At 45.5% G+C, this 22,327-nt stretch carries 17 protein-coding genes; 11 read left to right on the top strand and 6 right to left on the bottom strand.

The window, feature by feature from the left end; genetic code table 11:
* Positions 1 to 40 precede the first annotated feature (40 nt).
* Entirely contained in the window at positions 41 to 916 is an 876-nt protein-coding gene (locus tag L2096_RS02985; RefSeq protein WP_250364842.1) for a LysR family transcriptional regulator, read from the bottom strand.
* A gap of 111 nt (positions 917 to 1,027) precedes the next feature.
* Between L2096_RS02985 and L2096_RS02980 the strand changes: the two genes are divergently transcribed.
* From L2096_RS02980 to L2096_RS02970, 3 genes are all read left to right on the top strand, one after another.
* Entirely contained in the window at positions 1,028 to 1,924 is an 897-nt protein-coding gene (locus tag L2096_RS02980) for a DMT family transporter (RefSeq protein ID WP_250364841.1), read from the top strand.
* A 141-nt stretch (positions 1,925 to 2,065) separates the two neighbouring features.
* Positions 2,066 to 3,598 carry a peptide MFS transporter gene (locus L2096_RS02975; RefSeq protein ID WP_250364840.1) on the top strand — a complete coding sequence of 511 codons (1,533 nt, stop codon included), beginning with the start codon at positions 2,066 to 2,068 and terminating at the stop codon, positions 3,596 to 3,598.
* 10 nt (positions 3,599 to 3,608) lie between these two features.
* The gene (locus L2096_RS02970) at positions 3,609 to 5,408 is read left to right on the top strand and encodes an aminopeptidase P family protein (RefSeq protein ID WP_502801282.1); all 1,800 of its coding nucleotides are present in this window, start codon (positions 3,609 to 3,611) and stop codon (positions 5,406 to 5,408) included.
* A gap of 56 nt (positions 5,409 to 5,464) precedes the next feature.
* Here L2096_RS02970 and glyS read toward each other — a convergent pair whose 3' ends face one another.
* On the bottom strand, positions 5,465 to 7,534 hold the full coding sequence (glyS, locus tag L2096_RS02965) for a glycine--tRNA ligase subunit beta (protein ID WP_250364838.1): 2,070 nt from the start codon (positions 7,532 to 7,534) through the stop codon (positions 5,465 to 5,467).
* Entirely contained in the window at positions 7,534 to 8,523 is a 990-nt protein-coding gene (gene glyQ / locus L2096_RS02960; protein WP_025095686.1) for a glycine--tRNA ligase subunit alpha, read from the bottom strand. The genes glyS and glyQ overlap by 1 nt, the downstream gene beginning before the upstream one ends.
* 169 nt (positions 8,524 to 8,692) lie before the next feature.
* On the opposite strand from glyQ, the gene L2096_RS02955 reads away from it, so the two are divergent.
* A complete protein-coding gene (locus tag L2096_RS02955) occupies positions 8,693 to 9,646 on the top strand; it encodes a CE1 family esterase (RefSeq protein WP_250364837.1) in 954 nt (317 codons plus the stop codon).
* 103 nt (positions 9,647 to 9,749) lie between these two features.
* On the top strand, positions 9,750 to 10,856 hold the full coding sequence (locus tag L2096_RS02950; RefSeq protein WP_004934421.1) for an HPP family protein: 1,107 nt from the start codon (positions 9,750 to 9,752) through the stop codon (positions 10,854 to 10,856).
* A 66-nt stretch (positions 10,857 to 10,922) separates the two neighbouring features.
* On the opposite strand, the gene L2096_RS02945 is transcribed toward L2096_RS02950, so the two are convergent.
* On the bottom strand, positions 10,923 to 11,195 hold the full coding sequence (locus tag L2096_RS02945) for a PspC domain-containing protein (RefSeq protein ID WP_004934426.1): 273 nt from the start codon (positions 11,193 to 11,195) through the stop codon (positions 10,923 to 10,925).
* Between the two features lie 312 nt (positions 11,196 to 11,507).
* Between L2096_RS02945 and L2096_RS02940 the strand changes: the two genes are divergently transcribed.
* A complete protein-coding gene (locus L2096_RS02940) occupies positions 11,508 to 12,155 on the top strand; it encodes a hypothetical protein (RefSeq protein ID WP_151746496.1) in 648 nt (215 codons plus the stop codon).
* A gap of 39 nt (positions 12,156 to 12,194) precedes the next feature.
* On the opposite strand, the gene L2096_RS02935 is transcribed toward L2096_RS02940, so the two are convergent.
* The gene (locus L2096_RS02935; protein WP_250364836.1) at positions 12,195 to 14,018 is read right to left on the bottom strand and encodes an acyl-CoA dehydrogenase C-terminal domain-containing protein; all 1,824 of its coding nucleotides are present in this window, start codon (positions 14,016 to 14,018) and stop codon (positions 12,195 to 12,197) included.
* Between the two features lie 235 nt (positions 14,019 to 14,253).
* Between L2096_RS02935 and L2096_RS02930 the strand changes: the two genes are divergently transcribed.
* Positions 14,254 to 16,527 (top strand): hypothetical protein, encoded by a 2,274-nt coding sequence (locus tag L2096_RS02930; RefSeq protein ID WP_250364835.1) that lies wholly within the window; start codon positions 14,254 to 14,256, stop codon positions 16,525 to 16,527.
* Between the two features lie 147 nt (positions 16,528 to 16,674).
* Here the strand turns inward: L2096_RS02930 and L2096_RS02925 are convergent, their stop codons facing one another.
* The gene (locus tag L2096_RS02925; RefSeq protein WP_048764428.1) at positions 16,675 to 18,387 is read right to left on the bottom strand and encodes an electron transfer flavoprotein-ubiquinone oxidoreductase; all 1,713 of its coding nucleotides are present in this window, start codon (positions 18,385 to 18,387) and stop codon (positions 16,675 to 16,677) included.
* 185 nt (positions 18,388 to 18,572) lie between these two features.
* Between L2096_RS02925 and L2096_RS02920 the strand changes: the two genes are divergently transcribed.
* From L2096_RS02920 to hemH, 4 genes are all read left to right on the top strand, one after another.
* Complete coding sequence (locus L2096_RS02920) at positions 18,573 to 19,184, top strand: DUF1285 domain-containing protein (protein ID WP_004934440.1); 612 nt, start codon at positions 18,573 to 18,575, stop codon at positions 19,182 to 19,184.
* 46 nt (positions 19,185 to 19,230) lie between these two features.
* Positions 19,231 to 20,121, top strand: a complete 891-nt coding sequence (gene murI, locus L2096_RS02915; RefSeq protein ID WP_250364834.1) for a glutamate racemase — start codon at positions 19,231 to 19,233, stop codon at positions 20,119 to 20,121.
* 78 nt (positions 20,122 to 20,199) lie between these two features.
* Positions 20,200 to 21,237 carry a DUF4062 domain-containing protein gene (locus L2096_RS02910; RefSeq protein WP_004945132.1) on the top strand — a complete coding sequence of 346 codons (1,038 nt, stop codon included), beginning with the start codon at positions 20,200 to 20,202 and terminating at the stop codon, positions 21,235 to 21,237.
* A gap of 58 nt (positions 21,238 to 21,295) precedes the next feature.
* The gene (hemH, locus tag L2096_RS02905; RefSeq protein WP_025095682.1) at positions 21,296 to 22,318 is read left to right on the top strand and encodes a ferrochelatase; all 1,023 of its coding nucleotides are present in this window, start codon (positions 21,296 to 21,298) and stop codon (positions 22,316 to 22,318) included.
* Positions 22,319 to 22,327: the final 9 nt, after the last annotated feature.

Below are 22,327 nucleotides of genomic sequence, written 5' to 3'. Positions count from 1 at the left end.
GCGAACTTTAAACCAGAAGATAAAATCAAAAGCCCGGTTTTTAGCAATTTTTTGTAGAAAATTCCTGCTGTAGCAAAGCTAAAAAAGCATCGCGAGCTTTATGATTTAAGACATTTTGATGCCAGAAAAACTGATTTTGAATCGCGGTCAGATGATCAAACTGATAAGCGCAAAGCTGAGGCAGATTTTTGTATTGCTCATACATGCTTTTTGGAATCAACGACACGCCTGAGCCTGCACTCACGCAGCCAATAATGGTGGCATAGCTGGTAATACTGGTCATCGGGAGTGAAATATTTTTAAGTTTGAGCCAGTCTTCAAGTGCTGCACGATAAGGACAGCCTTCGGTCCACATAAAAATTTCTTTGCCAATCAAATCTTCTTGCTTCGAAATTTCGCCAAGCGATTCGGCCGCAATCAACACCATGTTTTCTTGATAAATCTCAAATTTTTTGAGCAATGGAAATTCAATCGAACCTGCCACAATCGCGCCGTCGATTTTATGCTGGCTCACATCGAGCAGAAGTTGTTTCCATGTCCCTGTGGTGATTTGAATGTTAACCTCGGGATAGCGCTGATGAAATTTGGCGAGTAACTGCGGCAGGCGCGTGGTGGCCGAAGATTCGATTGCACCGATGCGTAATGGCCCTGAAGGCGCAGCATCGGGATGAACACTACGTTTGGCTTCATCGCACAGTGCCAAGATTTTCTGGCAATAGTCCAGAAAGATTTCTCCCGACGGGGTGAGCTGTAAGCGCTTTCCATCACGATAAAACAGCGCCGTATTTAATTCTTCTTCAAGCTGTTTGATGCGTGTGGTGATATTGGAGGGCACACAATGTAGCCGAAGAGCGGCTTGCGCCATACTTCCTGCCTCGACAATTGTATGAAACATACGAAGTTGACTAATTTCCATGATCATACTTCATTAAAAATGAATGATGCAATCAATATAAGTTAATTTTTCTTAATACAACAGTCCGCTACGCTAAAGCCATCGCCACTTGAGATCACAGCCGAGTCCACCATGGCCATATCACTTTACTCACCACTACGGGTACAGAAATATCCAGTGAAGCTCTATGCTTGTATTGCCTTGACCGTATTGTGCTGGGGCTACTCACCGATAGGTGTACACAGTGCACTGATGGCCTATCGTCCCGAGCAGATTGCACTATTACGATTTATATTGGCGTCGCTATTTTTACTGGTGCTGGTGGCCAAAAAAGGAATTGAACCGCTAAAGATTAAAGATCTTCCTGCGCTGGGTATTCTGGGTATTTTTTCAGTCACCTTGCATCATTTACTGATCAACGCCGGACAGCAATATGTGAGTGCAGTGGCTTCAAGTATTTTAAGCCAATCGATTCCGTTGTTTACCTTACTGATTTCAGCATTTGTGCTTAAACAGCGCATTCAACTGAAGCAATGGGGCTGTATTTTACTCGGGCTTGTGGGCGCTGTACTGGTCATCACAGCGGATCGTGGTGTGGAGCCTCCTAGCTTGTACAGCCTATTCATTGTATTGGCAGCGGTGGCATGGGCAATTTATTTTAATCTATATAAAAAGTTCGCCCTCAATTACGACGTACTCAGCATGATGTGTTATGTCATCTGGTTGGGGACACTGCCTTTATTGCTGTTTAGTCCACATCTGCCGCAAGCGGTGATGGCTGCTTCGTGGCAAGCCAATCTATCCATTGTCCTGTTGGGGATTTTTCCGAGTGCATTGGCGCATGTGTTGTGGGGCAGTGTACTGAAAACACTTCCGTTAACCCAAGCATCAAGCTTTTTATATTGTACGCCACTCGTGGCGATTGCACTGGGCCTAATCATGACAGGAGAGAGGCCGTCATTAGGGGTACTCATAGGTGGTGCAGTTATTATTATGAGTCTCATCATAATGAACTATATTAAAAAATAGCGCTTAAAAACTGAATAAAATTAATAGAATTATCATAAATTGACATTTTGTCTAAAAAATAACAACACGGCGTCATTGTGCTTGGCTTCCGTTTTGTTAGGCTGATCTCTTCAAAATAAAAAAATAATATGAAGGATTCATATGACGAAGGATGAAACAAAACGATTAGATCGCGGATTTTTAGGACATCCCAAACCACTGCAAGGGTTGTTTTTGACCGAGCTTTGGGAACGCTTTTCCTACTATGGGATCCGACCACTGCTGATTTTGTATATGTCGGCTATGGTGACTCAAGGTGGACTTGGGCTTGAACGTACCGATGCAGCGGCGATTGTCGGCTTATTTGCTGGATGTATTTATCTGTTTACCTTGGTCGGTGGCTGGCTGTCCGACCATTGGTTGGGTCAAGAGCGTGCGGTATGGTACGGCTCAGTGATCATTGCACTGGGGCATTTATCAATTGCACTCACCGCATGGTTTTCAACCGTGTTTTTTTATTTAGGGCTGGTGCTGCTGGTGATTGGTTCTGGTTTATTTAAAACCTGTATTTCGGTGATTGTGGGCACACTTTATCAGGCACAAGATCAGCGTCGTGATGCGGGATTTTCCATTTTCTATATGGGAATTAATCTCGGCGCATTTCTGGCACCTCTCGTCACTGGATTGCTCTTACAACGGTACGGTTGGCATGTCGGCTTTGGTATTGGCGGTATCGGTATGTTGATTTCCCTGCTGATTTTTCGTTGTTTGGCTATGCCACAGGTACGCCAATTGAACCAGAATATGCCTGTGCAAAGCTCGGTACTGCGTGATCCTGCCAAAATTCGTAAGATTAAGCAGGGTCTTAGCCTAGTCGCTGTGTTACTTATAGCTGGATTTTTTTCCCTCTATCGAGGTTGGATCGTGATTCAGCCTGTGGTGATCGTGGAGTATTTCGCCTTAAGTATATTGGCGATTGTGACGGTCTATTTTGCCTATTTATTTTTGTTTCATCGTTTAAATCGTATTGAAAAAACCAAACTACTGATCTGTTTTATTTTGTTTTTGGCCGCCACATTATTTTGGGCTGTCTTTGAGCAACAGCCCACTTCATTAAATCTTTTTGCATTGGATTATACCGAGCGTCATATCGGTGGCTTTGAAATTCCGGTGGTTTGGTTTCAATCAATTAATGCCATCTTTATTATTATTTTCGCACCACTGGCGGCATGGTTATGGATCACGCTGGCACGACGCCAACGAGAGCCAGGCTATTTAGCCAAGTTTAGTCTGGCCTTAGTTTTTGCAGCATTTGGCTTTCTGGTGATGATTCTGGCTGCCCAGCAAGTACTGCATCATGGCGGTTTAGTATCGCCGTTCTGGCTTATCGGATGTTTGCTGTTCATGACATGGGGCGAGCTATGTTTAAGCCCTGTCGGCTTGTCGGCCATGACCCGTCTGGCGCCGAAAGGTTTGTCTGGGCAAATGATGGGCATTTGGTTTACTGCTACAGCGATGGGCAATCTGGTGGCAGGCTGGATTGGTGGTCATGTTTCTGGTCAACAACTGCACCAGTTACCGCCGTTATTTTCAAAATGTGTGGTAATTTTATTGATTGGCGCAGCCGTGATTGCGCTGTTACGAAAACCGATTCAACGTTTGATGCAGCATCAACACGAATATCAGCAAGGGTAAGGTCATGCAGATTCAACAACTCAGTGCACAGTACCGTTTGGCACAATTACGGGAGCAGATGCAACAGCATGCTATAGATGCCTACCTGATTCCCAGTGCCGATCCGCATATGTCGGAATATTTACCAGAATACTGGCAAAGCCGCAGCTGGCTTTCTGGTTTTACCGGTTCGGTGGGAACGCTGGTGGTAACAGCCACTGAAGCGGGTTTGTGGGTGGACGGCCGTTACTGGGTACAAGCCGCGCAGCAGCTTGCAGGCAGTGGTATTGTATTGCAAAAACAAACGCCAGATCCGCGTACTTCCTATGTGACTTGGCTGAGCCAACACTTGCCTGAGGGTGCACATATTGCGATGGATGGTGAAGTCACCTCACTCCAATTATTCGAGCAACTCCATACAACGCTCGGAGCAAACTATCGTCTGAGTACCGATCTGGATTTAATTGATCGTATCTGGACGGATCGGCCTGTGTTGCCCTGCGCTGCGCTATATGCATTGCCTGAGCAGGTCATTACACAGTCACGACAGGAAAAAATCGCTGCAATTCGTGAGCAAATGACACAAAAACAGTGTCAGCATCATTTCATATCTGCACTGGATGATATTGCTTGGATCTTGAATTTACGTGGTGCCGATGTCGAGTTTAATCCGGTTTTTTTGGCACACTTATATCTCGATGATGATCAAACCGTCATTTTGTTTATCGATGAAGCCAAGCTGTCGAGCCAGATCAAAGCCAGCTTGATCCGCGATGGCCTGCAAATTATGCCTTATACCGCCACCAAAGAGGTATTGAGCCAGCTTAAGGCAGGCACATTGCTGATCGATGCAACGAAAGTATCGGTTGCCCACGTTCAGGCCTGTCCGGCACAGATCAAGCGCAAGATCGACCTGAATCCGAGTAGTCTGTTTAAAGCCCAGAAAACACCTATCGAAATTGAGCAGATGCGCCAGACCATGGTCAAAGATGGTGTTGCATTGGCACATTTTTTTGCTTGGCTAGAGCAGGCGTTGGCTGAGCAGCAGCCAATTACAGAGCTCACGATTGATGAACGTCTTAGCCAGTTTCGTCAGCAGCAATCTGGATTTTTAGGGCTGAGTTTTGCCACCATTGCCGGGTTTAATCAAAATGGTGCCTTGCCACACTATCGTGCCACAAACAGTTCATTTGCCCAGATTCAAGGTCAGGGCTTATTGCTGATCGATTCAGGTGGTCAATACCAGACAGGTACCACGGATATTACCCGTGTGGTGCCGATTGGGTCACCCACACCCGCGCAATGCCGCGACTATACTTTGGTGTTAAAGGCACATATTGCACTTGCGCAGACTGTATTTCCTGAAGGGATTGCAGCCCCTTTACTCGACAGTATTTGTCGAAAAGAATTATGGCAGGAGCAACTGGATTATCGTCATGGCACGGGTCACGGCGTTGGCTTTGCGTTAAATGTGCATGAAGGCCCGCAAGTACTGTCTTACTATGCGCCAATCACGCCCTATTCGGGTATGAAAGCAGGCATGATCACCTCCAATGAGCCGGGACTTTACCGCGAGGGACAATGGGGGATTCGACTTGAAAACTTAGTGGTGAATCAGCCTATGGCCGATGCCCAGTCGGACTATGGTAACTTTCTTTATTTTGAGACACTGACGCTATGTCCGTTTGACTATCGCTGTATTGATATGGCATTGCTTAATGAATCCGAGCGCCGCTGGCTCAATGATTATCATGCCTTGGTGTGGGAAAAACTTTCACCTCATCTGACTGGCTCAGCGAAAGACTGGTTACAGCGGATGACGCAGCAGTAATAAAAAAAGCCATGTTTTTATCAGATAAAAACATGGCTTTAATTACAAAGTAGGAATTAACCCTGCAATACACTCACATCCGCAACCGCAGTAAATAAGTGACGCAACTGTGCCAACAAACGTAAACGGTTGGCTTTTAACTCTGCATCATCAGCCATCACCATCACGCCATCAAAGAAAGCATCAATCGGTGCGCGAAGTGCGGCAAGTTTAGACAGTGCAGCAGTGTAGTCTTTTGCTGCAAGTAATGGCTCAACCACAGGCGTGACGGCTTGAAGCTCAGCAAATAATGCTTTTTCTGCATCTTCTACTAAATTGGCTTCAACGACTGCACCTTCTGGTGCCGCTTCTTTTGCAAGAATGTTGGCAACACGTTTATTCGCAGCAGCAAGTGCAGCAGCTTCAGGTAACGCACGGAAGTGGTTTACAGCATTTACACGCTTGTCAAAATCAAGTGGTGATTTTGGTGCCAGTGCTTGAACGGCTTGAAGTACGTCAACGGCAACGCCTTGGTCTTCATATTTGGCACGGTAACGACCCTCCAAGAAAGCCACCGCATCAGTACGGGTTTTATCGTGATCTTTGACGATATCGCCATAGCCTTGAAGTGCAAGATTGACCAATTCTTCAATGGTCACGTTCAATTCATTTTCAATGATTAAACGCAAGATCCCAATGGCAGAGCGACGAAGTGCAAACGGGTCTTTCGAGCCTGTAGGCGCTTGCCCAATACCAAAAATACCCACCAGCGTATCCAAACGGTCAGCAAGGGCAATGGTTGTACCGGTTTTGGTTTTAGGTAAAACATCACCCGCAAATTTTGGTAAATATTGCTCACCTAACGCTTCTGAAACCTCAGTGTTTTCACCTTCAATACGCGCATAGTAAGTACCCGCAATCCCTTGAAGTTCTGGGAACTCGCCCACAAGTTCAGAGGTTAAGTCGCATTTTGCAAGTAATGCTGCTTTTTCAGCATCGGCTGGGTTTGCACCCGTAATTGAAGACAACGCGACTGCAAGTTTGGCAATACGTGTTGATTTGTCCCAAAGCGTACCAAGCTGTGCTTGGAATACCATGTTTGCCAATTTTTCTTTACGAGACGCAAGCGGTTGCTTTTGATCTTGTAAGAAGAAGAACTCAGCATCAGACAAACGAGGACGAACAACTTTTTCATTACCCTCGATAATTTGTGTCGGATCTTTTGACTCAATATTTGAAACAGTAATAAAGTAAGGCTGTAATTTACCTTCCGCATTGATCAAACAGAAATACTTCTGGTTGTCTTGCATGGTGGTAATCAGTGCTTCTTGAGGAACAGCTAAGTAGCGTTCTTCAAAAGTTGCACGTAAAGCGACAGGCCATTCAACGAGGCTTGTTACTTCGTCATGTAAGTCGGCTGGAACAATCGCAGTTGCATTCACTTCATCAGCTAACTTTTTCACTTGTTCTTGAATGGTTGCCTGACGCTTTTCAAAGTTCGCAACAACGTACGCTTTTTCGAGTGCAGCTAAATAGTCATTTGCATGCGCTAAAGTTACAGCCTCAGGTGCATGGAAACGATGACCATAAGTCACATTACCCGCTTGGTGATCCTGAATAGTGGCGTCAACGACTTGATCATCTTTAAGCAATACCACCCATTTCACTGGACGTACAAACTCGGTACGGCTTGCCGCAGAGCGCATACGCTTGGCAATCGGTAAATTATCTAAGGCAGTTTGTAAAATCTGTGGCAGTAACGCGTCTAGGCTTTGACCTTTGACGTCTTTTAGGTAGCAGACCTTCTCGACTTTACCTGCTTGAAAAGTACTGACTTGATCGGCAGTAATGCCCTGACCACGCATAAAGCCTTCAAGTGCTTTAGTTGGTTTGCCTTCTGCATCGTAAGCCGCCTGAACAGCTGGGCCATCAAAACGTTTTTGTGTGTCTGCTTGTGCGGCATCGACATCAATAATTTTCAGCGCTAAACGACGTGGTGCTGCATACGCTTCAATGGCAGCGAAGTTTAAACCAGCATCTTTTAAGCCTTTTTCTGTTTCTGCTTTTAAGGCATCACGTAAAGTTTTTAAGCTTTTTGGCGGTAATTCTTCGCAGCCAAGTTCGAATAAAACAGTATGTTTGCTCATTATTTACTCTCCTTGGCTTTTTCAGCTTGAGCTGCTTCACTTTCCGCTTGTGCTTTTAACTGTGCCAATACTTCATCACGTAAATGTGGTTCAGCCATTGGGAAGCCAAGTTCTGCGCGCGCTTGTACATAGCTTTGTGCAATCGCACGAGCCAGTGTACGTACACGTAAAATATAACGCTGACGTTCAGTGACTGAAATCGCGCCGCGTGCATCGAGCAAGTTAAAGGTATGCGACGCTTTAACGACTTGTTCATAAGCAGGCAAGGAGAGTTTTGCGTCAATTAAACGATTCGCTTCAGACTCGTAAAAATCGAACAATTCAAATAGTTTGTCTACAGGCGCATATTCGAAGTTATAAGTTGATTGCTCAACTTCATTTTGATGGAACACATCGCCATAAGTCACTGTACCAAATTGGCCTTTGGTCCAGACCAGATCATAGACTGAATCGACACCTTGCAGATACATGGCAAGACGCTCAAGGCCATAGGTGATTTCACCCGTAACAGGGTAACATTCAATACCACCGACTTGCTGGAAGTAGGTAAATTGTGTCACTTCCATACCGTTGAGCCACACTTCCCAGCCTAAGCCCCAAGCGCCAAGCGTTGGCGATTCCCAGTTGTCTTCGACAAAACGGATATCGTGGGTCAGCGTATCAATGCCAATCGCTTTGAGCGAGTCGAGATAAAGCTGTTGAATATTGTCTGGATTTGGCTTAAGCACTACCTGAAACTGATAGTAGTGCTGCAAACGGTTTGGGTTTTCGCCATAACGGCCGTCTTTTGGACGACGAGAAGGTTGAACATACGCCGCATTCCATGTCTCAGGTCCGAGCGCACGTAAGAAAGTTGCAGTATGAAATGTGCCTGCGCCCATTTCCATATCGTAAGGCTGAAGAACCACACAGCCTTGTTCGGCCCAGTAATTTTGTAGGGCAAGAATCAAGCCCTGAAAGGTATCAATATGAGAGATGGCGCGACTCATGTGCATCCACTAATTTATGCGAAAAAATTGTTCATAAGTATAAGGATTTTGCAGGGGAGTGGCAAAGGTTCTGTGTAGCTCGCAGCAAGAAAAAACAACCAAAAGCCACATTGATTGTCGGGAATGAGCGCGATATTGTGGAATCAAAATCTGTCGCCGAGCACCCGATATGTTTGAAAATAAAGTTAAAACTCCATCTTCGCAGTGTCGTATTCTGCTGGCAATCTTGGCCACACTCGGCTTGAGTACAGCAACGCAAGCAGGCTGGGTGACGGATAAAATTGTGACACATATGCAGCAGAGTATCCGTTATCATCAGTTGCCGATTGTGCACAAGCGGCTCAATGTCGATCAGCGGGTGCGTAGTTTCGAACTGTTCAATCCCAATCCAAATGCCCAATCGCAGCCGCTGGTGATTGCCTTACATGGTGGTGGCGGTAACTCCTCACAAATGATCAAGCGTTTTCAAGCACAGGCAAAAGCGCACGGATTTTTATTAGTGGCACCTCAAGGGATTGGGCCTTCAGAAAAAAAAGGCGTCTGGAATAGCGGTGGCTGTTGTGGCGATGCCGTGCAACAGCAAGTGGATGACGTGCGCTTTATTCAACAATTAATTGCGTACCTAAAGCAGCATTATGCAATAGATAGCACTCGTATTTATATTGCCGGATTTTCTAATGGCGGCATGTTGACGTATCAGTTGGCTGAGCAAATGGGCACTCAGTTGGCCGCAGTGGCGGTGGTGTCTGGTGCGATGTTTGAACAGCCGCCAGTTGCCAAGGCACCTGTGCCAATCTTGATGATTCATGGTACGCGTGATCATGTGGTTCCGGTGGCAGGTGGAGTCAGCTCAATCGGTTTTGTTGCCAAGGCGCAGACCAAAGCCTTCGAGCCTGTTCAATTTCCACTTCAATACTGGAAAGCCGCCAATCAGTGCCAGACATTAAGCGAGGAAGTAATGAGTAAACAGGTCACACGTCTAAAAGGAGAGGGCTGTGCGGCTGATCTGATGTTTTATCAGCTCGCCAAAGGCCACCATGTTTGGCCTGCTAGCACCAATCCGTATGATCGTGTCGATGCATCGACCCTGATCTGGAGTTTTTTTGAGCGGCATCATCGTTAATCAATTTTACTGCTGTGTATAAGATATAATTTAAATGCATTTTTAAGGTTGGTCTGTTTATACTTTTGTCTCTCAGGCAGTTCAATACCGAGGCGTACGACAGGTGAATCCAACAAAGCAAACTTGGCTAAATGATCTAAAACCCGATTTTCGCGTGCTGGCGCTCAAAGAGCGGATGTACTGTGCAGTGGGTGCCTTGCTTGGATTGGCCATTTCGTCTTGGGTAAGCTGGTGGGTACTCCATGGCATGAATGCTTGGTACATTGCGCCGATGGGGGCTTCATCTGTATTGCTGTTTGCTTTGCCATCTAGTCCTTTGGCTCAGCCGTGGAATATTGTGGTGGGCAATACTTTGGCCGCTCTAGTAGGCGTGAGCTGTGCGCTCTGGATTCCAGATCAAACACTGGCATTGAGTATTGCGGTCGGTATTGCAATTTTTCTGATGATGTCGACCGATGCCTTACATCCGCCGAGCGGTGCTGTGGCCATTACCGCAGTATTGGGTGGTTCGACGGTACATGAACTGGGCTATGCCTTTGTGATATATCCCGTCCTGCTCAATTCTGTTTTATTAATGGCTTTTGCAATCGGATTTAACCGTTTGATTGGTCGTCAGTTTCCGTATCCTCGGCATGTCAATACGCGTTCGAGTGATCCGACACCCACACAAAAAGTCACCATTCAGCCACAAGATATCCAGCGTGCTATGCAGGCACAGACCGAGCTGCTCGATATCAGTCAGTACGATTTAGAAAAAATTATTTTAGATGCGCAAGCGCAGGCGCAGCAGCGCCAGATCAGCCATTTTGTCTGTGCCGATATTATGAGTAAAGACGTCATGACGCTTGATCAGCACGAAGAAATTCAAGATGCACTAGAAAAATTTAAACAGATTAACTTGATGAGCTTGCCCGTGATTGACCAGCATAAACAGGTGGTCGGCACGCTAGCGCTTTATGATGTGGTGGAATGGTTTAAACGCGCAGCAGATCCACGGGCATCGTGGGAATTTACAGTGAATCAAATTATGAATCGGACGGTGATCACGGCGCAACCGCTACAGCCGATTGGCGATTTAATTCCTTACTTTGTCGAAAAATCGTTTAATTATATTCCTGTGGTCGATCAGACTCAGTTGGTGGGGATCATCAGTCGCGCCGACATGATTGCAGCACTCCAGCAACAACTTATTTTACATACGCAAAGTTAAACAAAAAAAAGCTACGGTTGATGTTAGGGGAAACAACCGTAGCGACCAACATGGTCAAAGGGTGGGTTAACGTGAGTGTCGATCTTCATGTACGGTGCGAACCGGATGGCTATACCCTTCATTGACTGTACTATAGGCCAAACGTTTCGGTTGCTTTGGCATCACCAGCCATAAAATCAGGTACACCAAAATACCCGGAAAGGCGGCACTCATCAGTGAAATCACAATAAAAATCAAACGAAGTAAGTTCGCGTTCCAACCAAAACGTTCAGCAATACCGCCCATTACACCGGCGATCATATGTTGTCGGTTGGAACGGTATAAACCCGTAGTGGCCATTGACGTTTCTCCTTAAAAAATAATATCGGCAAACATCTTGAAACTCGATGCTTGTATTTTTATTTGTGGGGCAGGTCGCCCTGTTTTAAAGTGACAAACGCAACTAAAAGGTTAAATTATGTAAAGCAATCCCACCTCAAGGCGTGATCCATTTTACAATTGCATTCATTTTAAACAGCGGATGTTTAAACTTTAGCTGGTGAGTTTCAGGCTGCAGTCTTGCTACGACCACGCTCTTTTTTTTCACGCTCTTCAACAATTAAGTCTTATCACGCACTTATTTGTTTTGTCTTGTTTACGGTATTTTGTGATATGAATATGATGCCTTTTTCATCGTCACAGCAGATCAAGCTACCTCACCTGATGTGTATGGGGGTAATCGGTATGAGTCTGACCGCTTGTGATGCGAGCAATCCTTCGCACGAGCATGTGTCGAGTCAACATGTACGCCCTTCAGAAATAAATGTACAGATCGATTCGGGCAAAAAATTATCCGATGTTGCTGGGCAAGCGACGTTGCCAGTTTCACAGCATGCATTTAAAAATGCCGAAATTTCTGAAGATGCTTTGCGTTATGTCGGGCGTTATCACACACGTATTGCCTGTGTAGATACGGCATTTAATTGTCCGCAGGGCAGTGCCGAATATATTTTGACGTTATTAGAAGATGGTACAGCACATCAGACCTTGGTGAATCCGGGACGACTGGGCGCAGAAGGCAACATCAAGGAAAAAAGTGCCTACCGTCAAGATAACTGGACCTTAGATAAAACCCATAATCAGATCGTGATAGAGCTAAACGAAGGCGTCGATATATATTACAAAATTGAACCCGATCAAGATTTAAAGCTTAATCTGGCGCGTACGATCGATCACGAAAAATTAAATCCACGCCGTGAACTAGAATTTGGACTCATCGCACCTAAGCAAGAATATATTCTAGAAAAAAGAGACGATTAAAAAAAAGGGCATCATCGGATGCCCTTTTTTGAATTTGAATTAATAATCAAAACTGAAATGTTCTGAAGGCAGTGCCATCAAGGAGCGAGATGGATTCACCATCGATTCTGCATGCCCTTGAGTACGTGGCAACAAGCGTTCAAAATAGAAGTCTGCAACTTTAATTTTAGCTTTGTAAAATTCCGCAGTTTCTTTGCCGTCACCTGCTTCTAATTTCTCAGAAGCAATCACTGCCTGCTGTGCCCAGAAATAAGCCATCATCACGTAGCCTGAGAACATCAAATAATCCATTGAGGCAGACGATACAATGTCACGGTCTTTACGTGCGGCAAGCATAATACGTACAGTCAGCGTATTCCACTGTGCGCATAGTTTGGTTAAATCCCAAGCAAAACGGCGCAGATATTTGTTACGTGCATGACGGCCACAGAATTTCAAAATTTCGGCAGTATAGTCACGAACTACTTTACCTTTTGAAGACAATAATACTTTACGACCAATCAAATCGAGCGCCTGTACGCCTGTTGTTCCTTCATACAAAGTGGCAATGCGTGCATCACGTACGATTTGTTCCATACCCCATTCTTTGATGTACCCATGCCCACCAAACACCTGCACGCCATGATTGGCAGCTTCTAGGCCCAGCTCGGTCAAAAAGCCTTTCAAAATTGGCGTATAAAAGCCTAATTTATCGTCGTATTCTTCATACTTTGCCTGATCGCCCACCAGAAGTGCATCGGTCATTTTATCGGCCAATTGTGCAGCATGATAAATCATGGCACGACCACCTTCGGCAATCGCCTTTTGAGTCAACAGCATACGACGTACATCGGCATGATGGATAATCACATCGGCCACTTTATCTGGATCTTTTTTCCCAGAGAGTGCACGCATGGACATACGCTCTTTGGCATATGGCAATGATCCCTGATAAGACAGCTCGGCATGTGCGATTCCTTGTACCGCTGTCCCGATACGTGCGGTATTCATAAAGGTAAACATGGCATGCAAACCTTTGTTGATTTCACCAATCAGATAAGCGGTTGCACCATCAAAGTTAAGCACTGCAGTAGCTGAAGCTTTGATCCCCATTTTATGCTCAATCGAACCACAGTTCACCGTGTTGCGCTCACCTACACCGCCGTCTGCGGTTGGCAAAAATTTTGGCACAATAAATAGTGAAATACCGCGTGTTCCCGGAGGGGCATCTGGTAAACGTGCCAACACAATATGCACGATATTTTCTGTCAGATCATGTTCACCCGCCGAAATAAAAATTTTGGTTCCAGTGAGCTTGTAGGTACCATCTGCTTGAGGTTCGGCTTTGGTTTTGACTTGCCCCAAATCTGTACCACACTGTGGCTCGGTCAAACACATGGTGCCCGACCATGTTCCTGCCACCAAGTGCGGCATGTAAGTATTTTTTTGTTCTTCACTACCAAACTGCAAGATGGTATTCATACAGCCCATACTCAGGCCCGGATACATGGTGAAAGCCCAGTTTGCAGTACCCATCATTTCAGATTTGATGAGATTGAGTGACATAGGTAAGCCCTGACCACCAAATTCTTCCGGATACGAAAGACCCTGCCAGCCGCCTTGCACGAACTGGTCGTAGGCTTCCTTATAACCTTTTGGAGTGCGCACCTCACCGTTTTCAAAATGACAGCCTTCATCATCACCGCTTTGATACAAAGGTGACAACACATTTTCACAGTAATCGGCCGCACCTTCTAAAATCATGTCGATAGTATCTGGATCTGCATTTTCTCCGTTTGACAGAGTTTTAAAGTGCGCAGGATAATCAAACACTTCATTCATCAAGAAACGTACATCACGGAGTGGGGCTTTATACGCTGGCATCGTCTTAACTCCTAAATGGATTGGAATAGGGTGGCTCTATTGATGATTTATTATTGACACAGCTGGCTAAAAAAACATTGATAACGTGACTTGAAAAAAATGTCAGAAAAGCGAATTGAAGATCGATCTGGTTCGTTTTGATTCTGATTTTCTGATACAGTCAAAAACCTGTGTTTTTTTCAAAAAAACAAGTTGAAGCTTTGAAACTATAACTATATTAACGGTGTAATCGGTAATGATACGTCTAAAATACTTAACTTTTTGTTTATTGGGTTTGAGTCTGAGTGGTTGTACCCAACATGTCATAAAAACCAATAATGAAAAGCAAGCGCTTGATCAGCAAGCTGTTCGTGGTTTAAATGCCATGTATCAATATCCAAGTTATGACTATAGCGGTCATTTTTCAGTAAACGTGGATGCATCGACAGCTCAAAGTCGCAAAAATCATCCAGCGCCTGCTTTGCTCGATCCAGCTTTGCAGCTGAAAATCGATCAATTTTTAGCAGATCAACAGATTAAGCTGAGTTCTGCGGAGAAACAGGCCTTTTACGCGGCCATTGCGCAGCAAAAAAAATCGGGTGCGCTTGATCCATCGCGTTTTGAAAAAATAGCCGAGACCTTACTCAATATTTTAAATGACGTTCAATTTAAATTTGACGGCTCCATTCACTATCGCGAACGGATCGGCAGCTTTAATTTAACGGCACGTTATGAAAAGCCCACCTTGTTGGTGCAGGCCAAAGTTCCGATGATTCTGGATTTAAAAGCCTATCGTTTTTATACCAATTATTTTGCCATTATGCCGTATCTGGTGAATCAGGAGAGCCAAGACTCATTGGCCTATCTCGATTTTTCAAAATATTCAGAGCAATTGAAACAGGTCAATATGCAAAAGCTGGTCGAGTATCTGAAGGCCTCGACTGCTGTGATGTATGATCTGGCCGAACCCGGACAATTACAGCGTCTATCGGTAAATCGTGATGATCAAGCCAAAGGTGTGGTTGAAAAAATCCGTCTCAAGACCACCCTTGAGGATGTATCACTACAATCGGGCATGTTTGAACAGGTCAATCAAAAATACTTTAATCAATCTGTTTTAGGGCTTAAAGATCAATCGCTTGAACAGTGGGCGGAAGGTGAGGCCACAGCTCAGCAAGCCGAAAAAATCGTGACTGGCAAAGAGACATCTGAGCAACAAGCCGATGCTGCTGCACTGTCGCTGTATCAGTTACTCAATCAAAAATTTAATTTAACGGCCAGCGAAGAACTCGAGGCAACTGAATTTGAGTCCGAATCTGACTCTGAGGCATCGGATCAGGAGACGTCTGTCGCGGTTGTAGACGGTTTAGATGCCGAAGCATGCCAAGCCTTGAATCAGTCAAATCAGCCGATTGCGGCAGGCGATGCGACCTATTGTATGCAACAGTACGACATCGATGTACTGCAATCGGTACAGACACCAAAAATGTTGGGTCTCACTGAAGCGCGTGCTGAACTGGCCAAAACTTTTGCGGCTTACGATCAAAACCAGTTTATCGATCAAGATGCGTTTAAAGCTTTATGGAATAAACATCAAGCTGAGGTTCAGCGTGTAAAGGCGAAGGTACAAAGCTCCAATCCGTTTGTCGTCGATGTCGGTCTTGATGCTCAAGGTCGAGCGGCTACCATCGACTATAATCTCGGCTTTACTTTGCCGGGTAGTGACAAAAAGCTTAATCTTCGTGCCGATACCCTAATACAAAACTATGGCCATGCGACACCTATCGATACCAAGCAGTTAAAACAAGCCAAATCATTTAAGGAGGCCAGTAAGGGCTCCATGATTGAAGGGCTTGTGGGAAATCTAAGTAAAACCTTAGGGCAGGACACCACATCAAAGACCTCTTCAGGTGCTGAATTGTCTTGGGACGATCAGTTAAATCAACTGGCTGAACGCACTTACGATCAAACCCGATCTTATGAAAAGACCTTTAATGCCGTGTTCATTGCCAAGCTCACGGCAGATTCACCTGAGTTTGTTCGACATTATTCACGTCAGGATTTAAACGAAATTGCGCAGGTTTATGCTTATTGGTATTCAGATGAAAAAACCAATCCGCTTAATGCAAAGCGTTTGGCCGTGATAAAACAGTTGCAACAAAAGCATAAGTTGGTGCAGGACGATCAATTTGATGCTGAACTCGGCTATGACGTTGACCGTATCGTGACACAAGCCATGCAAACCAAAACCGAGCGTCAGCAGTGGAAGACGTTGCAGCAACAATTTAAACATCAGCCACAACGCTTGTTTGCCCAGCAGTATATGCTGAGCTTTGAAAAAGAAAATGAGCTGGATGCGACTCAGCGTAAACAGTTGCTCGAGGTGGCCAATATCTTAGGGCGTGTTTATGTCGATACCCGTCAAAATAAACTTAGCCCAGCAACTGTACAAGGCGTACAGGAAGCACATCTTGAATATATCGACTACGATTTATTTAAACAGGTCTATGTGCAGTTAATGACACATTAATTATTCATACTGAAAATAAAAAAACTGGATTCTTGATCCAGTTTTTTTATGCGGGTGGTTTGTTTAACCACCCGCTCTAGCTTAAGCGTATGACGATATATTTTGAGATGAGAAGCGATTATCGCTTCGCAAGAACGATCCAAATATTTACATATTTGGATAGTTTGGACCACCACCACCTTCTGGTGTCACCCAAGTGATATTTTGCGAAGGATCTTTAATATCGCAGGTTTTGCAGTGTACACAGTTTGCAGCGTTGATCTGGAAGCGCGGCGCAGCACCATCTTCTGCCACAATTTCATATACACCCGCAGGGCAGTAACGCTGTGCCGGTTCATCCCATTTAGGCAGATTCACTGCAACAGGAATGCTGGCATCGGTCAATTTCAAATGCGATGGCTGATTTTCTTCATGCAAGGTATTTGAAACAAACACAGAAGACAAACGATCAAAAGTAATCTTGCCATCAGGTTTTGGATACGTCGGCTTAACACTGACTTTGTCTTGTGTTTTTAAAGCACTATAATCCGGTTGCAGATCATGCAAGGTAAATGGCACTTGAAAGATATTTTGGTCAACAAAGTTAAATGCACCACCGATCCAGAGGCCAAACTTGTGCATGGCTGGACCAAAATTACGGGTACGGTGTAATTCTTCTTTGAGCCAGCTGTTGTCAAATTTGTGCGTGTAGGCAGTCAGTTCTTTGTCGAACAGATCATCACCTTCCACGACACGGGCAACAGCCAAGTCACCGCCTTTTTCGACACCACGTGCAATCGCTTCAAATACCGCTTCGCCACACAGCATGCCAGATTTCATGGCAGTGTGAGAGCCTTTGATCTTGGCAAAGTTTAAGAAACCTGCGTCATCACCAATTAAGCAACCGCCTGGGAAGGTCAGTTTCGGCAATGAGTTCAAACCACCTTTCACCACAGCGCGCGCGCCATACGAAATACGTTTGCCACCTTCAAGATATTGCTTGATGAGGGGATGGGTTTTCCAGCGCTGCATTTCCATAAACGGGAACATGTGCGGATTCTCATAAGATAAATCCACGATCATGCCCAAGGTCACTTGGTTATTTTCAGCGTGATAAAGCCACCAGCCGCCCGATGAGCCTGTTTCACTCAATGGCCAGCCAGAACCGTGCATCACCAAGCCCGGTTTGTGTTTCGCTGGATCGATTTCCCAAAGCTCTTTAATCCCGATACCGTAATGCTGTGGATCGGCATCTTTGTCGAGATTAAATTTGTTGATCAGGCGTTTACCTAAATGACCGCGGCATCCTTCGGCAAACAAGGTATATTTGGCATGTAGTTCATAACCTGGCGCAAAGTTATGCGTTGGTTCACCATCTTTACCAATGCCCATGTCGCCGGTCTGAATACCTTTAACGGTGCCATCAGCATGATAAAGCACTTCTGCTGCAGCAAAACCTGGGAAAATAGACACTTCCAGTTCTTCTGCCTTTTGACCCAACCAGCGCACCACATTGCCGAGTGAAATGACATAATTGCCATCGTTATGCATGGTTTTAGGCACCATCCAGTGTGGTGCTTCCTGAGACTTTTCATCCGACATCAAGAAATAGGTTTTATCTTCGGTAACCGGTACATTTAGCGGCGCACCTTCTTCTTTCCAGTTCGGAAAAAGCTCATTCATCGCGCGTGGCTCAAGTACCGCCCCAGACAGGATGTGAGCGCCTACTTCGGAACCTTTCTCGACGACGCAGACGGATAGATCGGATAAATTATTTTCAATCGCGAGTTGGCGAATTTTAATCGCAGCAGACAGACCTGCAGGTCCTGCACCAACGATCACTACGTCAAACTCCATCGCTTCTCGTTCGATGTGTTCCATGTAGGACTCCTCATATTGCTAAGGGTGGCAACCGTAATTTGATATTCGGTGCTGCCATGAGTGTTCTGAATCTCTAGACACAAGCCACGGATCGTGTCTTTAATAGTCTGGGCTAGTATAGATTTAAACCGTCATCTAGCCAATTGGCTGAGTCGTTATATTTTCTCGTCAGCAAGGCATAAACTATGGTAAATCAAAATAATTCATCTCAGGAGAGTGAAAAATCACCCTCAGATGATGATAAAAACTTAATCAACATTGCACAATACGTAAAAGATGTACAGCAAAGTCACAAAAGGTCAATACCGCCTCTCGACCAGTGGCACCCAAAGCATTGCGGTAAAATGGATTTGATCATTAAAGCCAATGGAGAATGGTGGCACGAAGGTCAATTAATGAAACGACAAAGCATGCTGGATCTGTTCTCAAGTGTACTGTGGCAAGAGGCGGGCAAATTTTATCTGAAAACCCCGGTCGAGCAAATCGAAATCGAGGTTGAAGATGCGCCTTTATTGGTCAATCGGGTCGAGCAGGTTCAGATTGACGGGCAGGCGTATTTGCAATTGACCACGACCAATCAGGATGTGGTGCTGGTCGATGATGCACATCCGATTTTTATGCAGGAATACGCTGGCGAACGGCGCCCCTATGTACATGTACGTTTTGGACTCAATGCCTTAATTCAACGACAGGTATTTTATCATCTGGTAGAACTGGGCCAGCTCGATGAAACACCAGATGGAAAAGTGGTTTTAACACTAAAAAGTGGTGATTTGCTCTTGCATTTAGACAGTTGAGGTTTAAGCTTGATGCTCAGTTCCATCTTGTCTTTGAAGTGCTGAAATGACTGCCATCTTTCCTGTTTCTCTTGAACTTGACCCGATGCCTGCGGCGTCTGCCGATGCACCCATCGGGGTGTTTGATTCGGGTGTAGGTGGCTTGTCGATTGCGCAGGAAATTGCTTGTCATTTGCCCAATGAGCAGATCGTATATTTGGCCGATACAGCGCATGTGCCTTACGGACCAAGGCCCGATCACGATATTCGTCAGTTGACGGCCCGTGGTATTGAATGGTTATACCGTCAGGGCTGTAAAATGGCTGTGGTGGCCTGCAATACTGCATCCGCTTTTAGCCTAGACAGTTTGCGTGCCCATTATGGCGAATCGTTTCCGATTGTGGGGCTGGTACCTGCGTTAAAGCCTGCGGTGCTCCAAAGTAAATCGAAGGTGGTTGCGGTCTTGGCAACGCCGGCCACCTTTCGTGGACAGCTCATCAAGGATGTAATCGATCACTTTGCACAGCCTGCGGGGGTGCGCGTGATACCAGTAACGTGTCTGGAGCTGGTGCCGCTGATTGAAGCGGGGCAGGAAATGAGCCACGCCTGTTTGACGTTATTGCGTCAGATATTGCAACCCGTGATTGATCAGGGGGCAGATCATCTGGTGTTGGGATGTACCCATTATCCATTTTTAAAAGATGCGATTGAACAGTTATTTGGCAGCCAGCTCATTCTGATTGATTCAGGTGTTGCGGTGGCACGACAAACGGCCCAAATTCTGATTAAACATCAACTGATTGCTGAACATGAACATGCCTCGGGATTGCGGATCGCGTGCTTTGTCACAGGTCAGCAACTTGAACAGACCCGTCAGGTGGTTGAGCACTTGATTCCATCGCATCTTACGTGGCAGCTAAACTCGATTCAGGTTTATACTGCGCAAAAGACCAAATAAAAAGATTCGATTCATGATAAATATAAGATTGATCTTTATTTCCTTGCAATCCATCAGTAGCTGAAAGAGGACTGCCGCATGCTCGATCGGCGCTATCAAGTGTTTGTCGCAACCTCAGGTGCAGAGATGTCGCCTGAGCGCCGTGTGATTGCACAAACCTTGATTGGAATGGGTTTTTCATCGTGGTGTGTCGAACAGCGCTCACCCGTAAGCACCGCAATTGCCCGTCGGCAAATTGATGATTGTGATTATGTGATTTTGCTTTTGGGTAGCCAATACGGCGACTGCTCGGTTTCGGGCATTAGTTATATGCATCTGGAGTATATCTACGCCATCACCAAGCAAAAGCCTATGGTGGTGTTCATGCATGCCGATCCCGATGCGCGTGCAGAAGAATTACATGATGCATCGGCACCTGCTCGTGCAAAATTTATCGAATTTCGTAAGCAGCTACAGCAAGAAGTCGATCAGGTATTTTATTATCAAAACTTACGTGAATTGGAGCATACCTTGCGCAGCAACATGCTGCATATGCTGGAGTGCTTTCCGGTACTGGGCTGGATTCGTCCGCAAAATATGCAAACTCTGCAAGATGAAATTGATCATCTGCGCAGCAAGCTTCTGCAATTACAACGTACACTGCGTCAGTGCGAAGAGGATATGGTGGCCATTTGTGATGTGTCCATCGACGACGTGTATCGGTTTGAATACCGTATTCAGGCCTATGAAGATGGCCATATTCACGAGTTAACCTTGCAACGCACCGAGCCATGGGGGCGCCTGCTGTATGAGCTCTCCAAGGTGTTTCAAAGCCCAATCCCCGAAGAATATTTTGCCAAGTGCCTCAATGATTACCTCAATGATACTGCCTTAAGCGACATACAAAAAACGCTGCCTCAGGTCTATGCGGTCGGACGGGCACAAATTCTGGTGCATGGCTTGTATCACATCAAACTGCAAATGCGACAAAACGAATGGATTGTTCCGGTTCAACGTGATGAACAGCAACGAATGCAGTGGCGACTGACCGCAGCAGGGCAGCATATGGTTGATCGCTACTTTCAACATCAAAATCGAAATTTTCAATCAAAAACTGATTCATATTCCAATTTATAAATAACCTGAAAACCTGATACATTAAGCTCAGTCATAGGGTATTGATACAGGACAAAGTATGCCAAGCATACCTAAACCAAAAGTTACAGTGATTTTGGCCAATCTGGGCACACCCGATGCTGCGACAGCACCGGCTGTGCGTGAATTTTTGCGACAGTTCCTATCGGATCAGCGGGTAATCGAAATTCCAAAAGTGATTTGGCAGATTATTCTGAATTGTTTTGTATTGCCGTTTCGTCCCAAGCGCGTTGCAGAGGCGTATGCCAGTATCTGGAATCAGGATTCACCCATGCGGGAAATTCTGTATGCACAGGTTGCGGGCATTAAGCAGCAGCTCGATACGCAGTATCCTCATTTAGACCTGAATATTATTCCGGCCATGTCATATGGCAATCCGGGCATTCAAGCGGTGCTCAAAAACTTGTCGCAAATGCCACAAGAGCATGTGATTGTGTTGCCATTATTTCCACAATATTCGGCCACTTCAACTGCACCGCTATATGATGCCTTTGCGCGCTGGATTCCCAAGCAACGCCACTTGCCGGGCCTGACAATTCTGAAAGATTACTATCGTCATCCTTTATATATCGAAGCACTGGCCAACAGTATTTCACGTTTTCAGGCAACTCATGGCAAGGCACAAAAACTCTTGATGTCGTTTCATGGTATTCCACAGCCTTATGCCGACAAAGGTGATCCGTATCCAGAGCGTTGCCGTGAAACGGCTCGACTGGTTGCTGCACATTTGGGATTACACGACGATGAATGGGCCATCAGCTTCCAGTCTCGTTTTGGAAAGCAGGAATGGGTCAAACCGTATACCGACGCCTTGCTTGAAGAGTGGGGCAAAAGTGGCGTAGAAAGTGTTCAAATTTTAAGCCCGGCGTTTTCTGCGGACTGTTTGGAAACTTTAGAGGAACTTGAAGTAGAAAATGCTGAACTATTTTTGGAATCTGGTGGTCAGCGTTACGAGTATATTCCAGCATTAAACACCAATGCTGAACATCTTGAGTTGCTAACACAACTGCTTAAAGTGAATCTGGATGCCCTAGATTACACGCTTGCATATCGTGAGCATTGAGTAAAGAGA

The sequence above is a fragment of the Acinetobacter sp. ACZLY 512 genome, assembly GCF_023614015.1.
Taxonomy (GTDB): Bacteria; Pseudomonadota; Gammaproteobacteria; order Pseudomonadales; family Moraxellaceae; genus Acinetobacter; species Acinetobacter soli.
Note: the sequence above shows the minus strand (reverse complement) of the source record. Positions and strands in the feature narration are given on the sequence as shown.